The sequence below is a fragment of the Pseudomonas sp. B14-6 genome (assembly GCF_013260315.1).
In the GTDB taxonomy this organism is placed as follows: domain Bacteria; phylum Pseudomonadota; class Gammaproteobacteria; order Pseudomonadales; family Pseudomonadaceae; genus Aquipseudomonas; species Aquipseudomonas mandelii.
The window spans coordinates 4,700,716-4,720,886 of the sequence record NZ_CP053929.1 but is presented as its reverse complement, the minus strand read 5'-3'; the positions used below and the strand labels follow the sequence as shown (position 1 = coordinate 4,720,886).

5 protein-coding genes are annotated in these 20,171 nt (G+C 62.0%); 2 read left to right on the top strand and 3 right to left on the bottom strand.

Features of this window, described 5'->3' with window-relative positions:
* Window positions 1-101: 101 nt before the first annotated feature.
* From HP062_RS21605 to HP062_RS21595, 3 genes are read right to left on the bottom strand one after another with little or no spacing between them, the layout of a single operon-like run.
* Window positions 102-1,469 carry an HlyD family type I secretion periplasmic adaptor subunit gene (locus HP062_RS21605; RefSeq protein ID WP_145309058.1) on the bottom strand — a complete coding sequence of 456 codons (1,368 nt, stop codon included), beginning with the start codon at window positions 1,467-1,469 and terminating at the stop codon, window positions 102-104.
* On the bottom strand, window positions 1,459-3,615 hold the full coding sequence (locus tag HP062_RS21600) for a type I secretion system permease/ATPase (RefSeq protein ID WP_172791994.1): 2,157 nt from the start codon (window positions 3,613-3,615) through the stop codon (window positions 1,459-1,461). Before HP062_RS21600 ends, HP062_RS21605 begins: the two co-directional genes overlap by 11 nt.
* Window positions 3,616-3,651: 36 nt before the next feature.
* Entirely contained in the window at window positions 3,652-5,004 is a 1,353-nt protein-coding gene (locus tag HP062_RS21595; RefSeq protein WP_010464927.1) for a TolC family outer membrane protein, read from the bottom strand.
* A 358-nt stretch (window positions 5,005-5,362) separates the two neighbouring features.
* Here HP062_RS21595 and HP062_RS31540 point away from each other — a divergent pair, with 358 nt between their 5' ends.
* Both HP062_RS31540 and HP062_RS21590 read left to right on the top strand, forming a co-directional pair.
* On the top strand, window positions 5,363-10,453 hold the full coding sequence (locus HP062_RS31540; protein WP_372242679.1) for a retention module-containing protein: 5,091 nt from the start codon (window positions 5,363-5,365) through the stop codon (window positions 10,451-10,453).
* Window positions 10,432-20,103 carry an immunoglobulin-like domain-containing protein gene (locus tag HP062_RS21590; protein WP_372242824.1) on the top strand — a complete coding sequence of 3,224 codons (9,672 nt, stop codon included), beginning with the start codon at window positions 10,432-10,434 and terminating at the stop codon, window positions 20,101-20,103. The genes HP062_RS31540 and HP062_RS21590 overlap by 22 nt, the downstream gene beginning before the upstream one ends.
* Window positions 20,104-20,171: the final 68 nt, after the last annotated feature.

Sequence of the window (20,171 nt, the reverse complement as noted above, 5' to 3'; positions counted from 1 at the left end):
GCCTTCGCGGGCAAGCCTCGCTCCTACATGGGATAGCGCGTTCACAAATCCCTGTAGGAGCGAGGCTTGCCCGCGAAGAGGCCATCAGCCCCAACCGAGAACTACCGCTCGTGCAGCGCTTCGGCGCGGGCCCGGATAATCGGCTTGAGCAAATAGCTGAGAACTGTCTTCTTGCCAGTAATGATATCCACCGAAGCCACCATCCCCGGAATGATCAGCAACGGCTTTTCATCTGTCCCCAGGTGACTGCGATCCGTGCGCAGTTTGATGATGTAGTACGTCGTCTTCTTGTCTTCATCGGTGATGGTGTCGGCACCGATCTGCTCAAGCCTGGCCTTCAGCCCACCGTAAATGGTGTAGTCATACGCCGTGAACTTCACCGTCGCTTCCTGGCCCGGGTGCAGGAACGCAATGTCCTGCGGGCGAATCTTCGCTTCCACCAGCAAGGTGTCGTCCAGCGGTACGATTTCCACCAGATCGCTGCCCGGCTGGATCACGCCGCCAATGGTGTTTACCAGCAACTTGTTGACGATGCCGCGCACCGGTGAAGTGACCAGCGTCCGGCTGACCCGGTCTTCCAGTGCCTTGCCGGTGGCCTGGGCCTTGTTCAGGTCGGTGCGGGCCTCGTTGAGTTGGGTCAGGGCTTCGCTGCGGAACTTGCCGCGCGTCTCGTCGATCTTGCGCTGCACTTCCTTGATTGCCGATTCGGCGCGTGGGATTGCCAGTGTCGTGGCGTCCAGTTGCCCACGGGTTTCGACCTCAGCCCGCTTGAGCCGTAAAACCTCGACCGGCGACACCGCGCCCTGAGCCACCAGCGGCTCGGACATGTTGATTTCCTGACGCTGCAACGACAGTCCATTGCGGTACTGCGACTGTTTGGAGGTGAATTCGCGCAGCTCTTGCTGACGCTGGATCAACTGCTCCTGCAAACCACCGATCTCATCGTGCAGTTGCTGACGACGACTGATGTACAGCGACTCTTCGCTGGCGGCCTGACCGGGAACAGCCTTGAGCACATCAGCGGGGAAGTTCAGCGGACGGTCATCGACCTCGGCGCTCAAACGCTCCACGCGCAGCAGCATCGACAGCCGATCGGCTTCGGTCTCGCCCACGTTGGAGGCAAACCGCGTGTCGTCCAGGCGAATCAGCGGCGCCCCGGCATCGACAATCTGCCCTTCGGTGACGAACAACTCGGAGACGATACCGCCCTCAAGGTTCTGGATTTTCTGGATCTTCGACGACGGAATCGCCTTGCCGTCGCCCTTGGTGACTTCGTCGATCACCGCGTAATTGGCCCAGAGCATCAGGAATATGAAAAAGCCGATGATCGCCCAGATCGTCAGCCGCACCACACGCGGGGCGTCTTCGATAAGGGCTTTATTGACCTCGGGAAGTGGCTGGCCATGCAGCGACTCGGAGCCTTTGAAGTAACGGCGGATCGAATCCTTGAAACCCGACTTAAGCAACACTGATCTGCCCCTTCTTCAACGCTTCCATCACGGAGGCTTTCGGGCCATCGGCGAGTATTTGTCCACGGTCGATGACGATCAGGCGATCCACCAGCGACAACAGCGATGCCCGGTGCGTCACCAGCACCACGGTCTTGTTTTCAACCACCGCCGCGAGGCGTTGCTTGAGGCGTTCTTCGCCAGTGTTGTCCATAGCGCTGGTCGGTTCGTCGAGCAGCAGGATCGGCGGGTTGAGCAGCAGCGCACGGGCCAGGGCCACGTTCTGGCGCTGACCGCCGGACAGGTTCTGCCCGCGTTCGCCGACTTGCAGCTCATAGCCTTGCGGGTGCAGGCGGGCAAACTCATGCACGCCGGCCAGCTCGGCGGCTTGCAGGACCATTTCGTCTTCTACATAGCGCGCGCCCGAGACCAGGTTGTCGCGCAGGGTGCCGGCCAGCAGCTGGATGTCCTGCGCGACGTAGCCGATGTTGTGGCGCAATTCGCTAACGTCGATCTGACGGATGTCGACACCGTCCACCAACAGCGCGCCGTCGTCCGGCTGATAGAGCCCCACCAGCAGTTTGGCCAGGGAGCTTTTGCCCGAGCCGCTACGACCGATGATGCCAATCTTCTCGCCCGGCTTGATGATCAGGTTGATGTTTTTCAGCGCCGCGTTCTGTTGATTCGGGTAGGTGAAGTTCATCTGCCGGCATTCGATGGCACCTTGCAGTACCTTGCGGCTCAGCGGGCGCTCTTCGAAGTTGCGTTCTTGCGGCAGCTCCATCATCTGGTCCACCGAGACCATGGTCACCCGCGCTTGCTGGTAGCGGGTCAGCAGGCCGGACAACGAAGCCAGCGGGCTGAGCGCGCGGCCACTGAGCATGTAGCAGGCAATCAGACCGCCCATGCTCAAATTGCCGGCAATGATCTGGTACACGCCGAAGACAATCATGATCACCCCGGCCAATTGCTGGATCAGCAAGGTGATGTTCATCGCCAGGCCGGAGAGCATTTTCACCCGAAGTTCGAGGCGGCTGAGCGTGCCGATGGTCTGTTCCCACTGATACTGGCGTTCGCTTTCGGCGTTGTTGACCTTCACCGCATCGAGGCCGGCGAGGGTTTCGATCAGGCTCGACTGGCGCTCGGCGCCCAAGGCCATGGTTCGTTCCATGGTCGCCACCAGCGGCTTTTGCAGCGCATAGCCGATCAGCAGGGCAATCGGGAATGCCAGCACAGGTATCCACACCAGGTGCCCGCCGAGAATGGCGATGACCATGAAGATCAGCAGCGTAAACGGTAGATCGATGAGGCTGGTCAGGGTCAGCGAGGCGAGGAAGTCGCGCAGGCTCTGAAATTCATGGATGTTCTGCGCGAAGCTGCCGACCCGGGCCGGGCGGTACTTCATGGCCATGCCGACAATGCGTTCGAACAACGTCGCCGAAATGATCAGGTCAGTTTTCTTCCCGGCCAGGTCCAGGCACAGGCTGCGCAGGCTCTTGAGGATCAGGTCGAACAGATACGCCCCGGTGATGCCGATGGCCAGCACCCACAGCGTCGATTCCGCCTGGTTCGGCACCACGCGGTCGTAGACATTCATCACAAACAGCGGCGCGGCCATGGCGATGATGTTGATCAGGAAACTGGCGGCGATGGCGTCGGCGTACAGCCAGCGCGAACGCTTGAGGGTGTCGCGGAACCACGAGCGCGCGCGCGGGATCAGCGTGCCGTGATTGACGTCGAATTTGTGCTGGGGTTGGGCGAAGAACACTTTGCCGATGTAGTCGTCGGCCAGCAGTTCGCGGCTGACGAGGCTTTCGCCACCGTCGCTTTCGCTGATCAGCAGGCGGGCCTGGTCTTCACCGTGCCAGCCGAGCAGGACGGCGCTGCGGCCATCCTTGAGCAGCAGCAGCGCCGGCATCGCAATCGCCGGAATCTGCTCCAGCTTGCGCACCAGCACCCGCCCTTGCAGACCGGCGCGAGCGGCGGCGCGGGGCAACAACTCAACGCTCAGACGCTGCTTGGGCAACGGCAGGCCGGTGGTCAGCATCGCGGCGCTGGCCGGTTTCTGATGCAGGGTGCAAAGGGCTAGCAGACCGTCCAGTAACGGATCGTCGTGCAGCGCGCGTGGATCATGAATGAGTTGAACTCGACTGACTTCTGATTCCACGCTCGGCACTCTTGGCTAACAGTAAAAAGGGAAGACTCAATTCATCCCGGGTAGCTGGACCCTGGGCTTCACGTCGTTCTGCACAACGGATGCCAACGGTGCGACCACTCCCTGGCTCTTGAGCAACTCGCCCATGGTCGCCTTGATTCGGTATTGAGTAAATAACTGAATGTTCTTGATCTCGGCCAGGCGACGGGAAGCGGTGAACAGTTCGTTTTCACTGTCGAGCAGGTCGAGCAGGGTGCGCTCGCCCAGGCTGAACTGCTTCTGGTACGCGGTGCGCACGCTTGTGCTGTGATCGACATATTGCTGGGCGATCGGCACCTGGGCGTTGGCGTTGTTCAACGCGTTCCAGGCCAGGCCCAACTCTTCGTTCAATACGCGCAGGGCGTTATTGCGGATATCCAGCGCCTGGTTGGACAGGTAGGACTTGGATTCCAGATCCGCCTTGTTGCTGCCGCCGGCATACAGATTGAAGCGCATGCGCAACATGGCCTGCCATTCGTTGCTGTGGCCGTTCTGACCGTCGAGATCGTTGTCGGCGGAGCGACCCAGTTCGGCATCGAAGCGCGGGTAGAAGGACGATTTGGCGGCGTCATACTGTTTTTCGGCCGCAGCGATGTCGGACTCGGCCGAACGCAGGATCGGGCTGTTTTCCAGCATCTGCGCCCGGGCTTCATTCAGGTTGGCCGGCAACAGCGCGAGGAAATCGGCAGGCCGCTCCAATTGATCGGGCATCTGGCCCACGGCACTGAGGAAGTTGGTCTCGGCGTCCGCCAGGTTGGTCTGTTCGGTGATCAGGTTGTTGCGGGCCTGGGCCATACGCGCTTCGGCCTGGTCGAGGTCGGCACCGCTGCCGACGCCGCGCTGGGTGCGCAACTTGATCTGGTCAAAAATACGTTCGTGGCTCTTCAGGTTGTCTGTGGCCAGGCGCACGAACTCGCGGCGGGTCAGTACATCGAGGTAAACCTGCGCCACGGTCAATGCGGTACGTTCGGACGTGCCCAACAAGGAATAAGCACGGGAATTAACGGTGGCTTGTTGACGCCCCACTTCACTGGACGTCGCAAAACCGTCAAAAACCATTTGCGATAGACGCAAACTTGACTCGCTGCGGTTTAGGGTTTCCCAGTGATTGTCACTGCCGGCCGCGCGGGTGGTGACGCTGTCAGTGCCTTCGCGACCATAACCGCCCAGCAGATCGACCCGGGGAAGGTATCCACCTTTTGCAGCCTTTAACTGATAATCCGCGGCCAATCGACTATTAACACCTGCCTGGATTTCCGGATGGACATCCAACGCCTGTTGCATGGCCTCCGGAAGTGACTGCGCCTGAACAAAACTGGCGGCTAGAGCGAAGGGTAGAGCCTTGAACAGGTGCAAACGCATGTTGGAATTTCCCGGAATTACTTGTCTTGAATCACTGCAGAACGTACCGCTGCATCGGATGATGACCATCGGAATGACCGTGTGTCGGAAAGTTTGAATTTGGAACTGAATCGCACTCTGCGGGGCGGGTAGTTACCTAAATATCAATGTGACATTACTGGGACGAGTGTTTAGGATGACAGCACTAAGGTCAATAGTTTGGCATATAGTTTATAGCGAAAAAGTATAGCCAATTTGTTGACGATTAACCGCGTCAAAGTTGTGCCTCGAATACCTTGAAAGTACGTCCAGACTGAGTTGGCGAAAGCGCCATCAGGTCCATGGAAGTCAACTGAACGTGACACCCGGAGAGTCTTCAATGAGCAGTGTTGTGGCCATCGTCAAAAGCATTGTCGGTCAGGTTTTCGCGGTGTCCCCAGAGGGCATTCGCCGAGTACTCGTTGAAGGCGACCGGTTGTTTGCCGGCGATCAGGTAGACACGGGCGCGGCGGGCGCCGTTACGCTGGAACTGGCTGACGGCCGCACCCTGGACCTGGGCCGCGACACTCAGTGGAGCGCCAGCGACCCGGATTCCAGCACTGACCTGTCAGAAGCCACTGCACAAGCCGCGCCATCGGTTGAAGAACTGCAACAAGCCATCGTTGCCGGTGCCGACCCGACCACTGAACTCGAAGCCACCGCAGCCGGCCCTACCGCTGCGGGCACGGGCGGTGCGGCGGGTGGCGGTCACAGCTTCGTGATGCTGGACGCAACCGCTGGCCGGGTAGACCCGACCATTGGTTTCCCGACCGCGGGCCTCAGCACTGCGGCACAGGCGGCACAACTCACCACCGGTGGCCAGACGGCTGACACTAGCGCCAACGTACAGCGCGAATCGACCTTGAGCCTGAGCGCCACGCCGAGCATCACCGAGGCCGGTGGCGTACTGGTTTACACTGCGACCCTGACCCAGGCGCCGCTGACCGACCTGACCATCACCCTGTCCAATGGCTCGGTGATCGTGATCCAGGCCGGCCAGTTGACCGGTACCGTCAACGTCCCGCTCGCGCCGAACGACACTGTTTATAACGACTCGACCCAGATCAACGTGACCGTCACCGGCACCACGGGTGGCAACGGCATCACCGTCACCCCGCCGACGACACCGGCCGTGACCCAGGTCACCGACACCGTCGACACCACAACGGTCACCTTGACCGCTGGCGCCAGCGTCACCGAAGGCGGCCAGATCACTTACACCGCGACATTGACCAACCCGGCGCAGACACCGGTCACCATCACCCTGTCCAACGGGTCGACGATCACCATCGATGCGGGTAAAACCACTGGCACCGTCGACGTGTCGACTCCAGCCAACGACGTCTACAACAACGGCAGCACGGTCACCACCACGATTACCGGCGCCACCGGCGGCAATTTTGAGAACCTGGTGCCAAACCCGGCTCCGGCCGTGACCACCATTACCGACTCGCCGGACACCACCACCCTCACACTGACGGCGGGTTCGACGGTCACCGAAGGCGGCCAGATCACCTACACCGCCACACTGAACAACCCGGCTCAAACGCCGGTCACTGTCACCCTGTCCAACGGCTCGACCATCACCATCGAAGCCGGCAAAACCACCGGCACCGTGAACGTCGACACTGCGGCCAATGACGTTTATCAGAACGGCAGCACCGTCAGCGCCACGATCACTGGCGCTACCGGCGGCAACTTCGAAAACCTGGTGCCTAGTACTACACCTGCGGTCACCACCGTTACCGACTCGGTCGACAACACCGGCCTGAGCCTCACCGCCACCGGCACCGTGGTCGAAGGCGGCCAGATCACTTACACCGCAACCCTGACCAACCCGGCCGGCACGCCGATGACTGTGACCTTGAGCAATGGCTCGGTCATCTCCATCGAAGCGGGCAAGACCACCGGCAGCGTGACCGTCGATACCGCGGACAATGACGTTTACAACAACGGCAGCACCGTCAGCACCACCATCACCGGGACCACCGGCGGCAATTTCGAACAACTGACTCCGAGCACCACGCCAGCGGTCACCACCATTACTGACTCGGTCGACAACACCGGCCTGAGCCTCACCGCCACTGGCACCGTGGTCGAAGGCGGCCAGATCACTTACACCGCGACCCTGACCAACCCGGCCGGCACGCCGATGACCGTGACCTTGAGCAATGGCTCGGTCATCACCATCGAAGCGGGCAAGACCACCGGCAGCGTGACCGTCGACACCACGGACAATGACGTTTACAACAACGGCAGCACCGTCAGCACCACCATCACCGGGACCACCGGCGGCAATTTCGAGCAACTGACTCCGAGCACCGAGCCGGCGCTGACCGCCATTACCGACTCGAAGGACGACACTGGCCTGAGCCTGTCGGCGTCCACCGAAGTGGCTGAGGGTGGTCAGATTCTGTACACCGCGACCCTGACCAATGCGGCTGGCACGCCAGTCACCGTCACCCTTTCGAACGGCGCGGTGATCACCATCGCGGCGGGTGCCACCACTGGCAGCGTGAGCGTCCCGGCGCCTGCAGATGACGTTTACAAAGACGCCGGTAAAGTCGAAGCGACCATCAAGGACGCCACTGGCGGCAACTTCGAAAACCTGGTGCCGAGCACTGTTCCGGCAGTCACTGACATTACCGATACCCTCGATACCTCGACCGTCAGCCTGACCGCGACGTCCACTGTGGCTGAAGACGGCACCGTGGTGTACACCGCGTCCGTGACTGCGCCAGTGACCGGTTCGCCGGTCGTCGTGAGCTTGTCCAACGGCCAGACCATCACCATTCCGGTTGGCGCAAGTTCGGGTAGCGTGAATTTTGTTGCACCGAACGATGCCCTGGCGGGCGGCAGCTCGCTGAGCGTCAAGATCGACGACGCCAAGGGCGGTAACTACGAGAAGCTGGACGTCGATGGCAAGTCGGCGGACACCTCGGTCACCGATTCGGCGGACACCACCACTCTGAGCCTCACAGCAACCGATTCGGTCGCCGAAGGCGGTTCCATCGTCTACACCGCCAACCTGACCAACGCGGCTGGCACGCCGGTCACCGTCACCCTGAGCAACGGCGCCGTGATCACCATCGCCGCCGGCGCCACCAGCGGCTCCGTGACCGTCAAGGCACCGGCCGATGACGTCTACAAAGACGCCGGCAAAGTCGAAGCGACCATCAAGGACGCCACTGGCGGCAACTTCGAAAACCTGGTCAAGGACCCGGCCGCAGCGGTGACCAGCGTCACCGACACCGTCGATACCTCGACCGTCAGCCTCACTGCGACTTCGTCCGTGGCCGAAGGCGGCACCGTGGTGTACACCGCGTCCGTGACTGCGCCAGTGACCGGCTCGCCAGTTGTCGTGAGCTTGTCCAACGGCCAGACCATCACCATCCCGGTTGGCGCAAGTTCGGGTAGCGTGAATTTTGTTGCACCAAACGATGCCCTGGCGGGCGGCAACTCGCTGAGCGTCAAAATCGACGACGCCAAGGGCGGTAACTACGAGAAGCTCGACGTCGATGGCAAGTCGGCCGACACCTCGGTCACCGACTCGGCGGACACCACCACTCTGAGCCTGACAGCAACAGATTCGGTCGCTGAAGGCGGTTCGATCGTCTACACCGCCAACCTGACCAACGCGGCTGGCACACCAGTCACCGTAAACCTGTCGAACGGCGCGGTGATCACCATCGCCGCCGGTGCCACCAGCGGCTCCGTGACCGTCAAGGCGCCGGCCGATGACGTCTACAAAGACGCGGGCAAAGTCGAAGCAACCATCAAGGACGCCACTGGCGGCAACTTCGAAAACCTGGTCAAGGACCCGGCCGCAGCGGTGACCAGCGTCACCGACACTGTCGACACCTCGACCGTCAGCCTCACTGCGACTTCGTCCGTGGCCGAAGGCGGCACCGTGGTTTACACCGCGTCCGTCACCGCGCCAGTGACCGGTTCGCCGGTTGTCGTGAGCTTGTCCAACGGCCAGACCATCACCATTCCGGTCGGCTCGAGCAGCGCCAGCGTGAACTACGTTGCGCCAAACGATGCCCTGGCGGGCGGCAGCTCGCTGAGCGTCAAGATTGATGATGCGAAGGGCGGCAATTACGAGAAGCTGGACGTCGATGGCAAGTCGGCGGACACCTCGGTCACCGACTCGGCGGACACCACCACGCTTAGCCTGACAGCAACCGACTCGGTCGCTGAAGGCGGCTCGATCGTCTACACCGCGAACCTGACCAACGCGGCCGGCACGCCGGTCACCGTCACCCTGAGCAACGGCGCCGTCATCACCATTGCAGCCGGCGCTACCAGCGGCTCCGTGACCGTCAAGGCGCCAGCCGATGACGTCTACAAAGATGCCGGCAAAGTCGAAGCAACCATCAAGGACGCCACTGGCGGCAACTTCGAAAACCTGGTCAAGGACCCGGCCGCAGCGGTGACCAGCGTCACCGACACCGTCGACACCTCGACCGTCAGCCTCACTGCGACTTCTTCCGTCGCCGAAGGCGGCACCGTGGTGTACACCGCGTCCGTCACCGCGCCAGTGACCGGCTCGCCAGTTGTCGTGAGCTTGTCCAACGGCCAGACCATCACCATTCCGGTCGGTTCGAGCAGCGCCAGCGTGAACTACGTTGCGCCGAACGATGCCCTCGCCGGCGGCGGCTCGCTGAGCGTCAAAATCGACGACGCCAAGGGCGGTAACTACGAGAAGCTGGACGTCGACGGCAAGTCGGCCGACACCTCGGTCACCGACTCGGCGGACACCACCACGCTGAGCCTGACAGCAACCGATTCGGTCGCTGAAGGCGGTTCGATCGTCTACACCGCCAACCTGACCAACGCGGCTGGCACACCAGTCACCGTCACCCTGAGCAACGGCGCCGTGATCACCATTGCAGCCGGCGCCACCAGCGGCTCCGTGACCGTCAAGGCACCGGCCGATGACGTCTACAAAGATGCCGGCAAAGTCGAAGCAACCATCAAGGACGCCACTGGCGGCAACTTCGAAAACCTGGTCAAGGACCCGGCCGCAGCGGTGACCAGCGTCACCGACACCCTCGACACGTCGACCGTCACGCTGACCGCCACGAGCACAGTGGCTGAAGGCGGCACCGTGGTGTACACCGCCTCGGTCGGCGCACCTGTCACCGGCTCGCCTGTGATCGTGACGCTGGCCAACGGTCAGACCATCACCATAGCGGTCGGCGCCAGCAGCGGCACCGTCAACGCCGTGGTCTCGAATGATGTGCTGAGCGGCCACGCGCCGGTGAGTAATTCGATCACCAACGTCAGTGGCGGCAACTACGAAAACCTGGTCGCCGATAAAACCCCGGTCAGCACCAGCGTGACCGACACCGTCGACACCACCACCCTGTCGCTGACTGCCACCGGCAACGTCAACGAGGGGGGTCGATCGTTTACACCGCGAGCCTGACTAATCCGGCCGGCACTCCGGTCACCGTGACCCTGAGCAACGGTGCCGTGATCACCATTGCGGCTGGTAAAACCACTGGCACCGTGACCGTCGACGCGCCGAAAGACGACGTCTACAAAGACGCTGGCAAACTCGAAGTCACCATCAAGGACGCCGCTGGCGGCAACTTTGAGAACCTGGTCACCAGCCCGAATCCGGCCGTGACCAACGTCGCCGACACCACTAACACCACACAACTGACCCTCAGCGCTGACAAGTCTGTGCTCGAAGGTTCGCACATCACCTACACCGCGACCCTGACCAACGCCGCGCAAACCCCGGTGACCGTCAAGCTGAGCAACGGCGAGACCATCACCATCGAAGCCGGCAAGACCAGCGGTTCGGTCACCATCGCGGCGCCGAGCGACGACGTCTACAAGGATGCCGGCAAGCTCACCGTCAAGATGACGGACGCCAGCGGTGGCAACTTCGAAAAACTCGACGGCAGCAAGACGTCAGTGAGCACCACCGTCAAAGACACGGTGGACACGACGTCCCTGTCCCTGTCGGCCAGCCACACCGTGAGCGAAGGTGGCCAGATCACCTACACCGCCACCCTGAGCAACCCGACGGACACGGCGATGACCGTGAAGTTGAGCAACGGCGCAGTGATCAACATCGCCGCCGGCGCCACCACCGGTTCGGTGAACTTCGCTGCACCGGCCAATACGCCGTACATCGACGGCGGAAAAGTCCAGGCAACGATTGCCAGCCACAACGGCGGCAACTTCGAAAAAGTCGTCACCAGCTCTTCGCCGGCGGTCACCACCGTCACCGATTCGACCGACACCACCGGCCTGAGCCTGAGCGCCACCGGTTCGGTCGCCGAGGGTGGTTCGATCGTCTACACCGCGACCCTGACCAATGCCGCTGGCACTGCAATGACCGTGACGTTGAGCAACGGCGCAGTCATCAACATCGCCAAGGGCGCCACCAGCGGTTCGGTGAACTTCGCCGCCCCCAAGGATGACGTCTACAAAGACGCTGGCAAAGTCGACGCCAGCATCACCAAGACCACCGGTGGCAACTTCGAAAACCTGGTGGCCGACAAGACGCCAGCAGTCACCGACGTAACCGACACCATCAACAACAGCACCGTCTCCCTGACCGCCACGGCCAGCACGGTCGAAGGCGGCACCGTGGTTTACACCGCGTCGGTCAATGCACCAGTGACCGGTTCGCCGGTGGTAGTGGCGTTGTCCAACGGCCAGTTCATCACCATTCCGGTCGGTGCGAGTTCGGGTAGCGTGAATTTTGTTGCACCGAACGACGCCTTGGCTGGCGGCGGTTCGCTGAGCGTGAAAATCGATGGCACCACCGGCGGCAACTACGAAAACCTGGTGGCGAATCAAACCCCGGCGGTGACTTCGGTGACCGACGTCAAAGACACCACCACCCTGAGCCTGAGCGCTTCGGACTCGGTCGCGGAAGGCGGTTCGATTGTCTACACCGCGACGTTGACCAATGCTGCCGGCACCCCGGTCACCGTGAACCTGAGCAACGGTGCGGTGATCACCATCGCGGCCGGCGCGACGGTCGGCTCCGTGACGGTCAAGGCGCCTGCCGATGACGTCTACAAAGATGCCGGGAAAGTCGAAGCGACCATCAAAGACGCGACTGGTGGCAACTTCGAGAACCTGGTGCCAAGCACTGTTCCGGCAGTGACTGACGTTACCGACACCCTCGATACCTCGACCGTCAGCTTGACGGCCAACAGCAGCGTGGCGGAAGGCGGGACCGTGGTTTACACCGCGTCCGTTACCGCTCCGGTGACCGGCTCGCCGGTTGTCGTGACCTTGTCCAACGGCCAGACCATCACCATTCCGGTCGGCTCGAGCAGCGCCAGTTTGGACTTCATAACGCCAAACGACGCATTGGCGGGCGGTGGTTCTCTGAGCGTGAAAATCGACGACGCGAAGGGTGGCAACTACGAGAAGCTGGACATCGACGGCAAGTCGGCAGACACCTCGATTACTGATTCCGCAGACACCACCACCGTCAGCCTGAGCGCTACCGACTCGGTCGCGGAAGGCGGTTCGATTGTCTATACCGCGACGTTGACCAATGCTGCCGGCACCCCGGTCACTGTGAACCTGTCGAACGGTGCCGTGATCACCATCGCGGCCGGCGCGACGGTCGGCTCCGTGACGGTCAAGGCACCAGCCGATGACGTCTACAAAGATGCCGGAAAAGTCGAAGCGACCATCAAAGACGCGACTGGCGGCAACTTCGAAAACCTGGTCACCAGCCCGGGAGCGGCGGTTACTGAAGTCACTGACACGATCAATACGTCGACCGTCAGCCTGACCGCAACTTCCTCTGTCGCCGAAGGCGGCAACGTGGTCTACACCGCTTCCGTCACCGCGCCGGTCACCGGTTCGCCGGTCGTCGTGACCTTGTCCAATGGCGAAAAAATCACCATTGCGGTCGGCGAAAGTAACGCCTCGATCACCGTCAAAGCGCCGAACGATGCCTTGGTCGGCCACGAGCCGCTGACCAACGCCATCAAGGATGTGACGGGGGGCAATTACGAGAGCCTGGTCGCCGACAAGACCCCGACCTCGACCGCCATCAGTGACACCCTGGACACCACCAAAGTGACCATGACCGCCAGCGACTACGTGGTCGAGGGCGGCACCATCACGTACACCGTCAACCTCAGCAATGCCGCCGGCACGGACATGACGGTCAAACTGAGCAACGGCGAGAGCGTCGTGATCAAGGCCGGCGACAAGTCGGGCCTCATCACCGTTCCGGCGCCGAGCGATGACGTCTACAAGGACGGCAGCAAAATCACCGTTGGCATCGCCAGCACCGACGGCGGCAATTTCGAAAAACTCGACGTCAGCAAAACCACGCACACCACCACCGTCAACGACACCGTGGATACCACCACGCTCAAGCTCAGTGCCGATGTGAGCACCGTCGGCGAAGGTGGTCAGATCAACTACACCGCCACGTTGAGCCATCCTGCCGACACGGCCATGACCGTGACCCTGAATAACGGTCTGGTGATCAACATCAAGGCCGGCGAGTCCAGCGGTTCGGCGCCGTACACCGTGCCAAATGACGTCTACACCGGCGCCTCGCCTGTTCGGGCAGCGATTGCAGAGAGCACGGGCGGCAACTTCGAAAAACTCGACACCGACCGCTCCGCCGTCGTCACCAAAGTGACCGACAGCGCGGACGCCACGACGTTGAGCTTGAGCGCTACTGATTCGGTCGCTGAAGGCGGTTCGATCGTCTACACCGCCAACCTGACCAACGCGGCCGGCACGCCGGTCACCGTGAACCTGAGCAACGGCGCCGTGATCACCATCGCCGCCGGAGCCACCAGCGGCTCCGTGACCGTCAAGGCGCCAGCCGATGACGTCTACAAAGATGCCGGGAAAGTCGAAGCGACCATCAAGGATGCCACTGGCGGCAACTTTGAGAACCTGGTGAAAGACCCGGCTGCCGCTGTGACCAGCGTCACCGACACGATCGACACCTCGACCGTCAGCCTGACCGCCACGCCTTCCGTGGTCGAAGGCGGCACCGTGGTGTACACCGCATCCGTCTCTGCACCAGTGACCGGTTCGCCAGTAGTGGTGACCCTCTCCAACAACCAGACCATCACCATTCCGGTTGGCTCGAGCAGCGCCAGCGTGAACTACGTTGCGCCAAACGATGCCCTGGCGGGCGGCGGCTCGCTGAGCGTCAAGATTGATGATGCGAAGGGCGGCAATTACGAGAAGCTGGACGTCGATGGCAAGTCGGCCGACACCTCGGTCACCGACTCGGCGGACACCACCACGCTTAGCCTGACAGCAACCGATTCGGTCGCTGAAGGCGGCTCGATCGTCTACACCGCCAACCTGACCAACGCGGCCGGCACACCAGTCACCATAAACCTGTCGAACGGCGCGGTGATCACCATCGCCGCCGGCGCCACCAGCGGCTCCGTGACCGTCAAGGCGCCGGCCGATGACGTCTACAAAGACGCCGGGAAAGTCGAAGCGACCATCAAGGATGCCACTGGCGGCAACTTTGAGAACCTGGTTAAAGACCCAGCGGCAGCGGTCACCGATGTGACCGACACCATCGACACCTCGACCGTCAGCCTGACTGCGACTTCTTCCGTCGCCGAAGGCGGTACCGTGGTTTACACCGCATCCGTCTCTGCACCAGTGACCGGTTCGCCAGTAGTGGTGACCCTCTCCAACAACCAGACCATCACCATCCCGGTCGGTTCGAGCAGCGCCAGCGTGAACTACGTTGCGCCGAACGATGCCTTGGCCGGTGGCGGCTCCCTGAGCGTCAAGATCGACGACGCCAAGGGCGGTAACTACGAGAAGCTGGACGTCGACGGCAAGTCGGCGGATACCTCGGTCACCGACTCGGCGGACACCACCACTCTGAGCCTGACAGCAACAGATTCGGTCGCTGAAGGCGGTTCCATCGTCTACACCGCCAACCTGACCAACGCGGCCGGCACACCAGTCACCGTAAACCTGTCGAACGGCGCGGTGATCACCATTGCCGCCGGCGCCACCAGCGGCTCCGTGACCGTCAAGGCGCCGGCCGATGACGTCTACAAAGACGCGGGCAAAGTCGAAACGACCATCAAGGATGCCACTGGCGGCAACTTTGAAAACCTGGTGAAAGACCCAGCGGCAGCGGTCACCGATGTGACCGACACCGTCGACACCTCGACCGTCAGCCTCACAGCGACTTCTTCCGTCGCCGAAGGCGGTACCGTGGTTTACACCGCGTCCGTCACCGCGCCAGTGACCGGTTCGCCGGTTGTCGTGAGCTTGTCCAACGGCCAGACCATCACCATTCCGGTCGGAGCAAGTTCGGGTAGCGTGAATTTTGTTGCACCAAACGATGCCCTCGCGGGCAGCGGCTCCCTGAGCGTCAAGATCGACGACGCCAAGGGCGGTAACTACGAGAAGCTGGACGTCGACGGCAAGTCAGCGGATACCTCGGTCACCGATTCGGCCGACACCACCACGCTTAGCCTGACAGCAACCGATTCGGTCGCTGAAGGCGGCTCGATCGTCTACACCGCTAACCTGACCCATGCGGCCGGCACACCAGTCACCGTAAACCTGTCGAACGGCGCCGTGATCACCATCGCCGCCGGCGCCACCAGCGGCGCCGTGACCGTCAAGGCTCCGGCCGACGACGTCTACAAAGACGCGGGTACGGTCCAGGCGACCATCAGCAACGCCACCGGTGGTAATTTCGAGAACCTGGTCAAAAGCCCGGCGGCGGCCGTCACCAACGTCACCGACACGATCAACACCTCGACCGTCAGCCTGACCGCCACGCCTTCCGTGGCCGAAGGCGGCACCGTGGTTTACACCGCGTCCGTGACTGCGCCAGTGACCGGTTCCCCGGTTGTCGTGACCCTCTCCAACAACCAGACCATCACCATTCCGGTCGGCGCGAGCAGCGCCAGTGTGAACTTCATCGCACCGAACGATGCCTTGGCCGGTGGCGGCTCCCTGAGCGTCAAAATCGACGACGCCAAGGGCGGCAATTACGAGAAGCTCGACGTCGATGGCAAGTCGGCGGACACCTCGGTCACCGACTCGGCCGACACCACCACGCTGAGCCTGACAGCAACCGATTCGGTCGCTGAGGGCGGTTCGATCGTCTACACCGCGAACCTGACCAACGCGGCCGGCACTCCGGTCACCGTGACATTGAGCAACGGCGCAGTGATCACCATCGCCGCCAACGCCACCAGCGGCTCCGTGACCGTCAAGGCACCGGCCGACGACGTCTACAAAGACGCAGGCACGGTCCAGGCGACCATCAGCAACGCCACCGGTGGTAATTTCGAGAGCCTGGTCAAAAGCCCGGTGGCGGCCGTCACCAACGTCACCGATACCCTCGACCGGACCGAAGTCAGCATCACCGGCAGCACCTCGGTGACTGAGGGCCAGACCGCCAGTTACACCGTCAGCCTGACGAGCCCGGCGCAGACCGAAGTCACCCTGAAGATCACCTACAGCGGCACCGCCGCCGACGGTTCGGACTTCACCGGCGTGTACACCGTGAAAATTCCGGCGGGCGCCAGCACGGCGAATTTCAATGTCGCGACCTTGGACAACAGGATCACCGAGGGCACCGAGAACTTCGTGGTCAAGATCGACTCGGCCACCGGCGGCAACTTCGAGAACCTGGCGATCAGCGCGTCCAACGGCAGCATCAGCACTTCGATCATCGACAACGATGCGCCGCCCGTGCTCGACCTGGACGCCAACAACTCCAGCGGCGCCACTGGGGCCAACTACAACGTGACCTTCACCGAAGGCACCACGGGCCAAGGTGTATCGATCGGCGACACCGACCTGAAAATCACCGACCCGGACAGCACCCTGCTGACCGGCGCGACCATCGTGCTGACCAACCGTCAACCGGGCGACGCGCTGAACCTGGGCAACAGCGTCAACGGCATCTCCATCAATGCCAACAGCAAGGACGGCACCGTCACGCTGACGTTGTCCGGCAATGCGACGCTGGCCGATTACATGCAGCAGATCAAGAACATCAGTTTCACCAACAGCAGTGAAGACCCGAGCACCGTGCCGCGGATCATCACCGTGACGGTGACCGATGGCAGCAACTACTCCAACACTGCGACCACCACCGTCAACGTCGTGGCAGTGAACGATGCGCCAACCGCCGCGCCGGTTAACCTCACCGGCACTGAGGACACCCCGCTGATCCTCGGCTGGTCGACCTTCGGCGTCAGCGACGTCGACAGTCCGGCCGCCAGCCTCGGCGTAAAAATCACCGGCCTGCCGGGCGAAGGCAAATTGCAGTACCTGAACGGTTCGACCTGGACTGACGTGACGACCAACCAGACCCTGTCCAAGGCTGACATCGACGCGGGTAAAGTGCGCTTCCTGCCGGATGCCAACGAGTCCGGCGCCAATGGCTACGGCGGCACCGGCGTCGGCAACAATCTGGCGGACTACGCACAGATCAAGTTCCAGCCTACTGACGGCACGACGTTGGGCAACATCGGCACGATCAAGATCGACATCACGCCGGTGGCTGACGCGCCGTCCTTGAGCGTGGCGGACAACAGTGTCAAATCCACCGGGCTGATCAAGGAAGTCTGGACCGGCCTGTCGGGCCTCGGCACTGATGGCAGCGGCGCGGCGTCGAACACGCTGAAGTCGGTGATCGATGCGGCCGGCAAACCGAACAGCAGCACTACCGTGACCAACGTGCAGTCCGACGGCAGCGTGACCGCTGGCACCGCATCAAAAACGTCCGGCCTGATCTACCTTGAAGCCGGCAAGACTTACAGCTTCAGCGGCACCGGCGATGACAGCCTGCTCGTGACCATCGGCGGCAAAAACGTGGCCAGCGCGCTCTGGGGCGCGGGCGGCAACCTGAGCGGTTCGTTCACCCCGACCGCCAGCGGCTACTACACCCTGGATATCTACCACCACAACCAGAGCGGCCCGGGCAGCTATGACGTCAACCTGTCGGTCAACGGCGGCGCGGCGGTCGACCTGAGCAGCGCTGGTGTGCCGCTGTACACCGGCGTGGCAGATCTGGCCGCTTCCGGCGTGACAGTTTCCGACCTGCACGGCACCAACGGCGAAGGCTACTACGACGGCTACAAGCTCAACGAAGCGGCCGAAGGCACCAGCGTTCACCTGTCTGCGATCAAAACTGCGCTCACGGACACCGACGGCTCCGAAAGCCTGGTCGTGAAGATCAGCGGCATCCCGGCGGGCTCCGTGCTCACCGATGGCGCCGGCCACACCTTCACCGCCAGCACCTCGTCGGGTGAGGCCAACGTCACTGGCTGGAACCTCGGCTCCCTGACCGTGACCCCGCCGCCGTACTACAACGGCCAGTTCAACCTGACCGTGACCTCGACCTCCACCGAAGTTCTCGGCGGCTCTGCGGCCAGCACCGCGACAATCCCGGTCACGGTTTACCCGGCGGTCTACAACGCCGTTACAGCCACGGCGGCCGATGACACCATCACCGGCACCGACGGCAACGACATCATGGTCGCCGACATCGGCGGGCTGACCGTGGTGCCGGGAACCAACTACAACATCGCCTTCATGGTCGACAGTTCGGGCAGCATGAGTGCCTCGTCGATCAGCGCCGCCAAGGACTCGCTGACGTCGGTATTCAACACCCTCAAGCAGAGCATGGGTGGTAATTCCGGGACGGTGAACATCTTCCTTGCGGACTTCGATAACCAGGTCAATAAGTCTGTCTCGGTGAACCTGAACGATCCGAATGCACTGATCCTGCTCAAAGCGGTGCTGGATTCCATGTCGTCGGGCGGCGGCACCAACTACGAAGACGTATTCAAAACCACGGCGAACTGGTTCCAGAGTGCCGACGCCATGGCCAACACCGGGGCGAAAAACCTCACGTATTTCATCACCGATGGCAAGCCGACCTATTACCAGAGCGGTGAGCAGACCAACCCGACCCTGTTCGGCAACGTGAAGCTCGATGATGTGATCACCACCACCAATTACAAGTTGGGGCAGACCTACTCCGGTTATCTGGACAGCACTCACTACCTGAGCATCGACAACTCCGGCACCGTCACACTGCAGACGTACAAGAACTCGTGGGGCGGTTACTGGAGCAGTTCCGAACTGGGCACCATTCGCGCTGAGGGCAACGGCACTTACGAGCTGTCCTATCGCGACGGCAACGGCAGCAGCACTGGCTCCAGCGCCATCGACAACTCGACCAACGGTTTCGCGCTGCTGGACAAGGTGTCGACGGTTGAAGCCATCGGCCTGAACAAAGACGTCACCCTTAGCGACCTCAAGCCATACGACTCGGACAAGACGCCGCAAACCAACATTGATCCGAAAGACCTGGCCAACTCGATCATCGGTCACACCGAAGCGACCATGCCGGGTGCCGACACGGTCAATGGCGGCAATGGTAACGACATCCTGTTCGGCGACCTGGTGAGCTTCAACGGCATCGCCGGCGAGGGTTACCAGGCGATGCAGGCGTTCGTCGCCAAAGAAACCGGTGTGGACGTCAGCAAAGTCACCACCAGCAACGTGCACCAGTTCATCACCGAGCACTACAGCGCATTCGACGTGTCCGGCGCCCATGACGGCAACGACACGCTGTTGGGCGGTTCGGGCAATGACATTATCTTCGGCCAGGGCGGCAACGACCTGCTCGACGGCGGCAAGGGCAATGACATTCTGCTCGGCGGCTCGGGTAACGATTCGCTGATGGGCGGTCAGGGTAACGACATCCTGATTGGCGGTTCGGGTGCCGACACCTTCGTCTGGAAGGCTGGCGACACCGGCAACGACGTGATCAAGGACTTCAAGGCCAGCGAAGGTGACCGCATCGACCTGCGCGATCTGCTGCAAGGCGAAACCGGCAGCACCATCGACAACTTCCTGAAAATCAGCACCGTGGATGGCGTGTCGTCGCTGCAAGTCAGCTCCGGCGGCAAGTTCAACTCAGGCGATGCCGCGGCCGCAACGCCGGATGTGACGATCAAACTGGAAGGCAATAACTGGTCCAGCGCCAACCTGAACTCGTTGATTGCCGGCAGTGACCCGACCATCAAAGTCGATCACAACAACAGCTGATCCCACGAAAAACGGCCGCCCTTATGGGGCGGCCGTCACGTTTGTGACCATCCCCCCGGTGACGATTT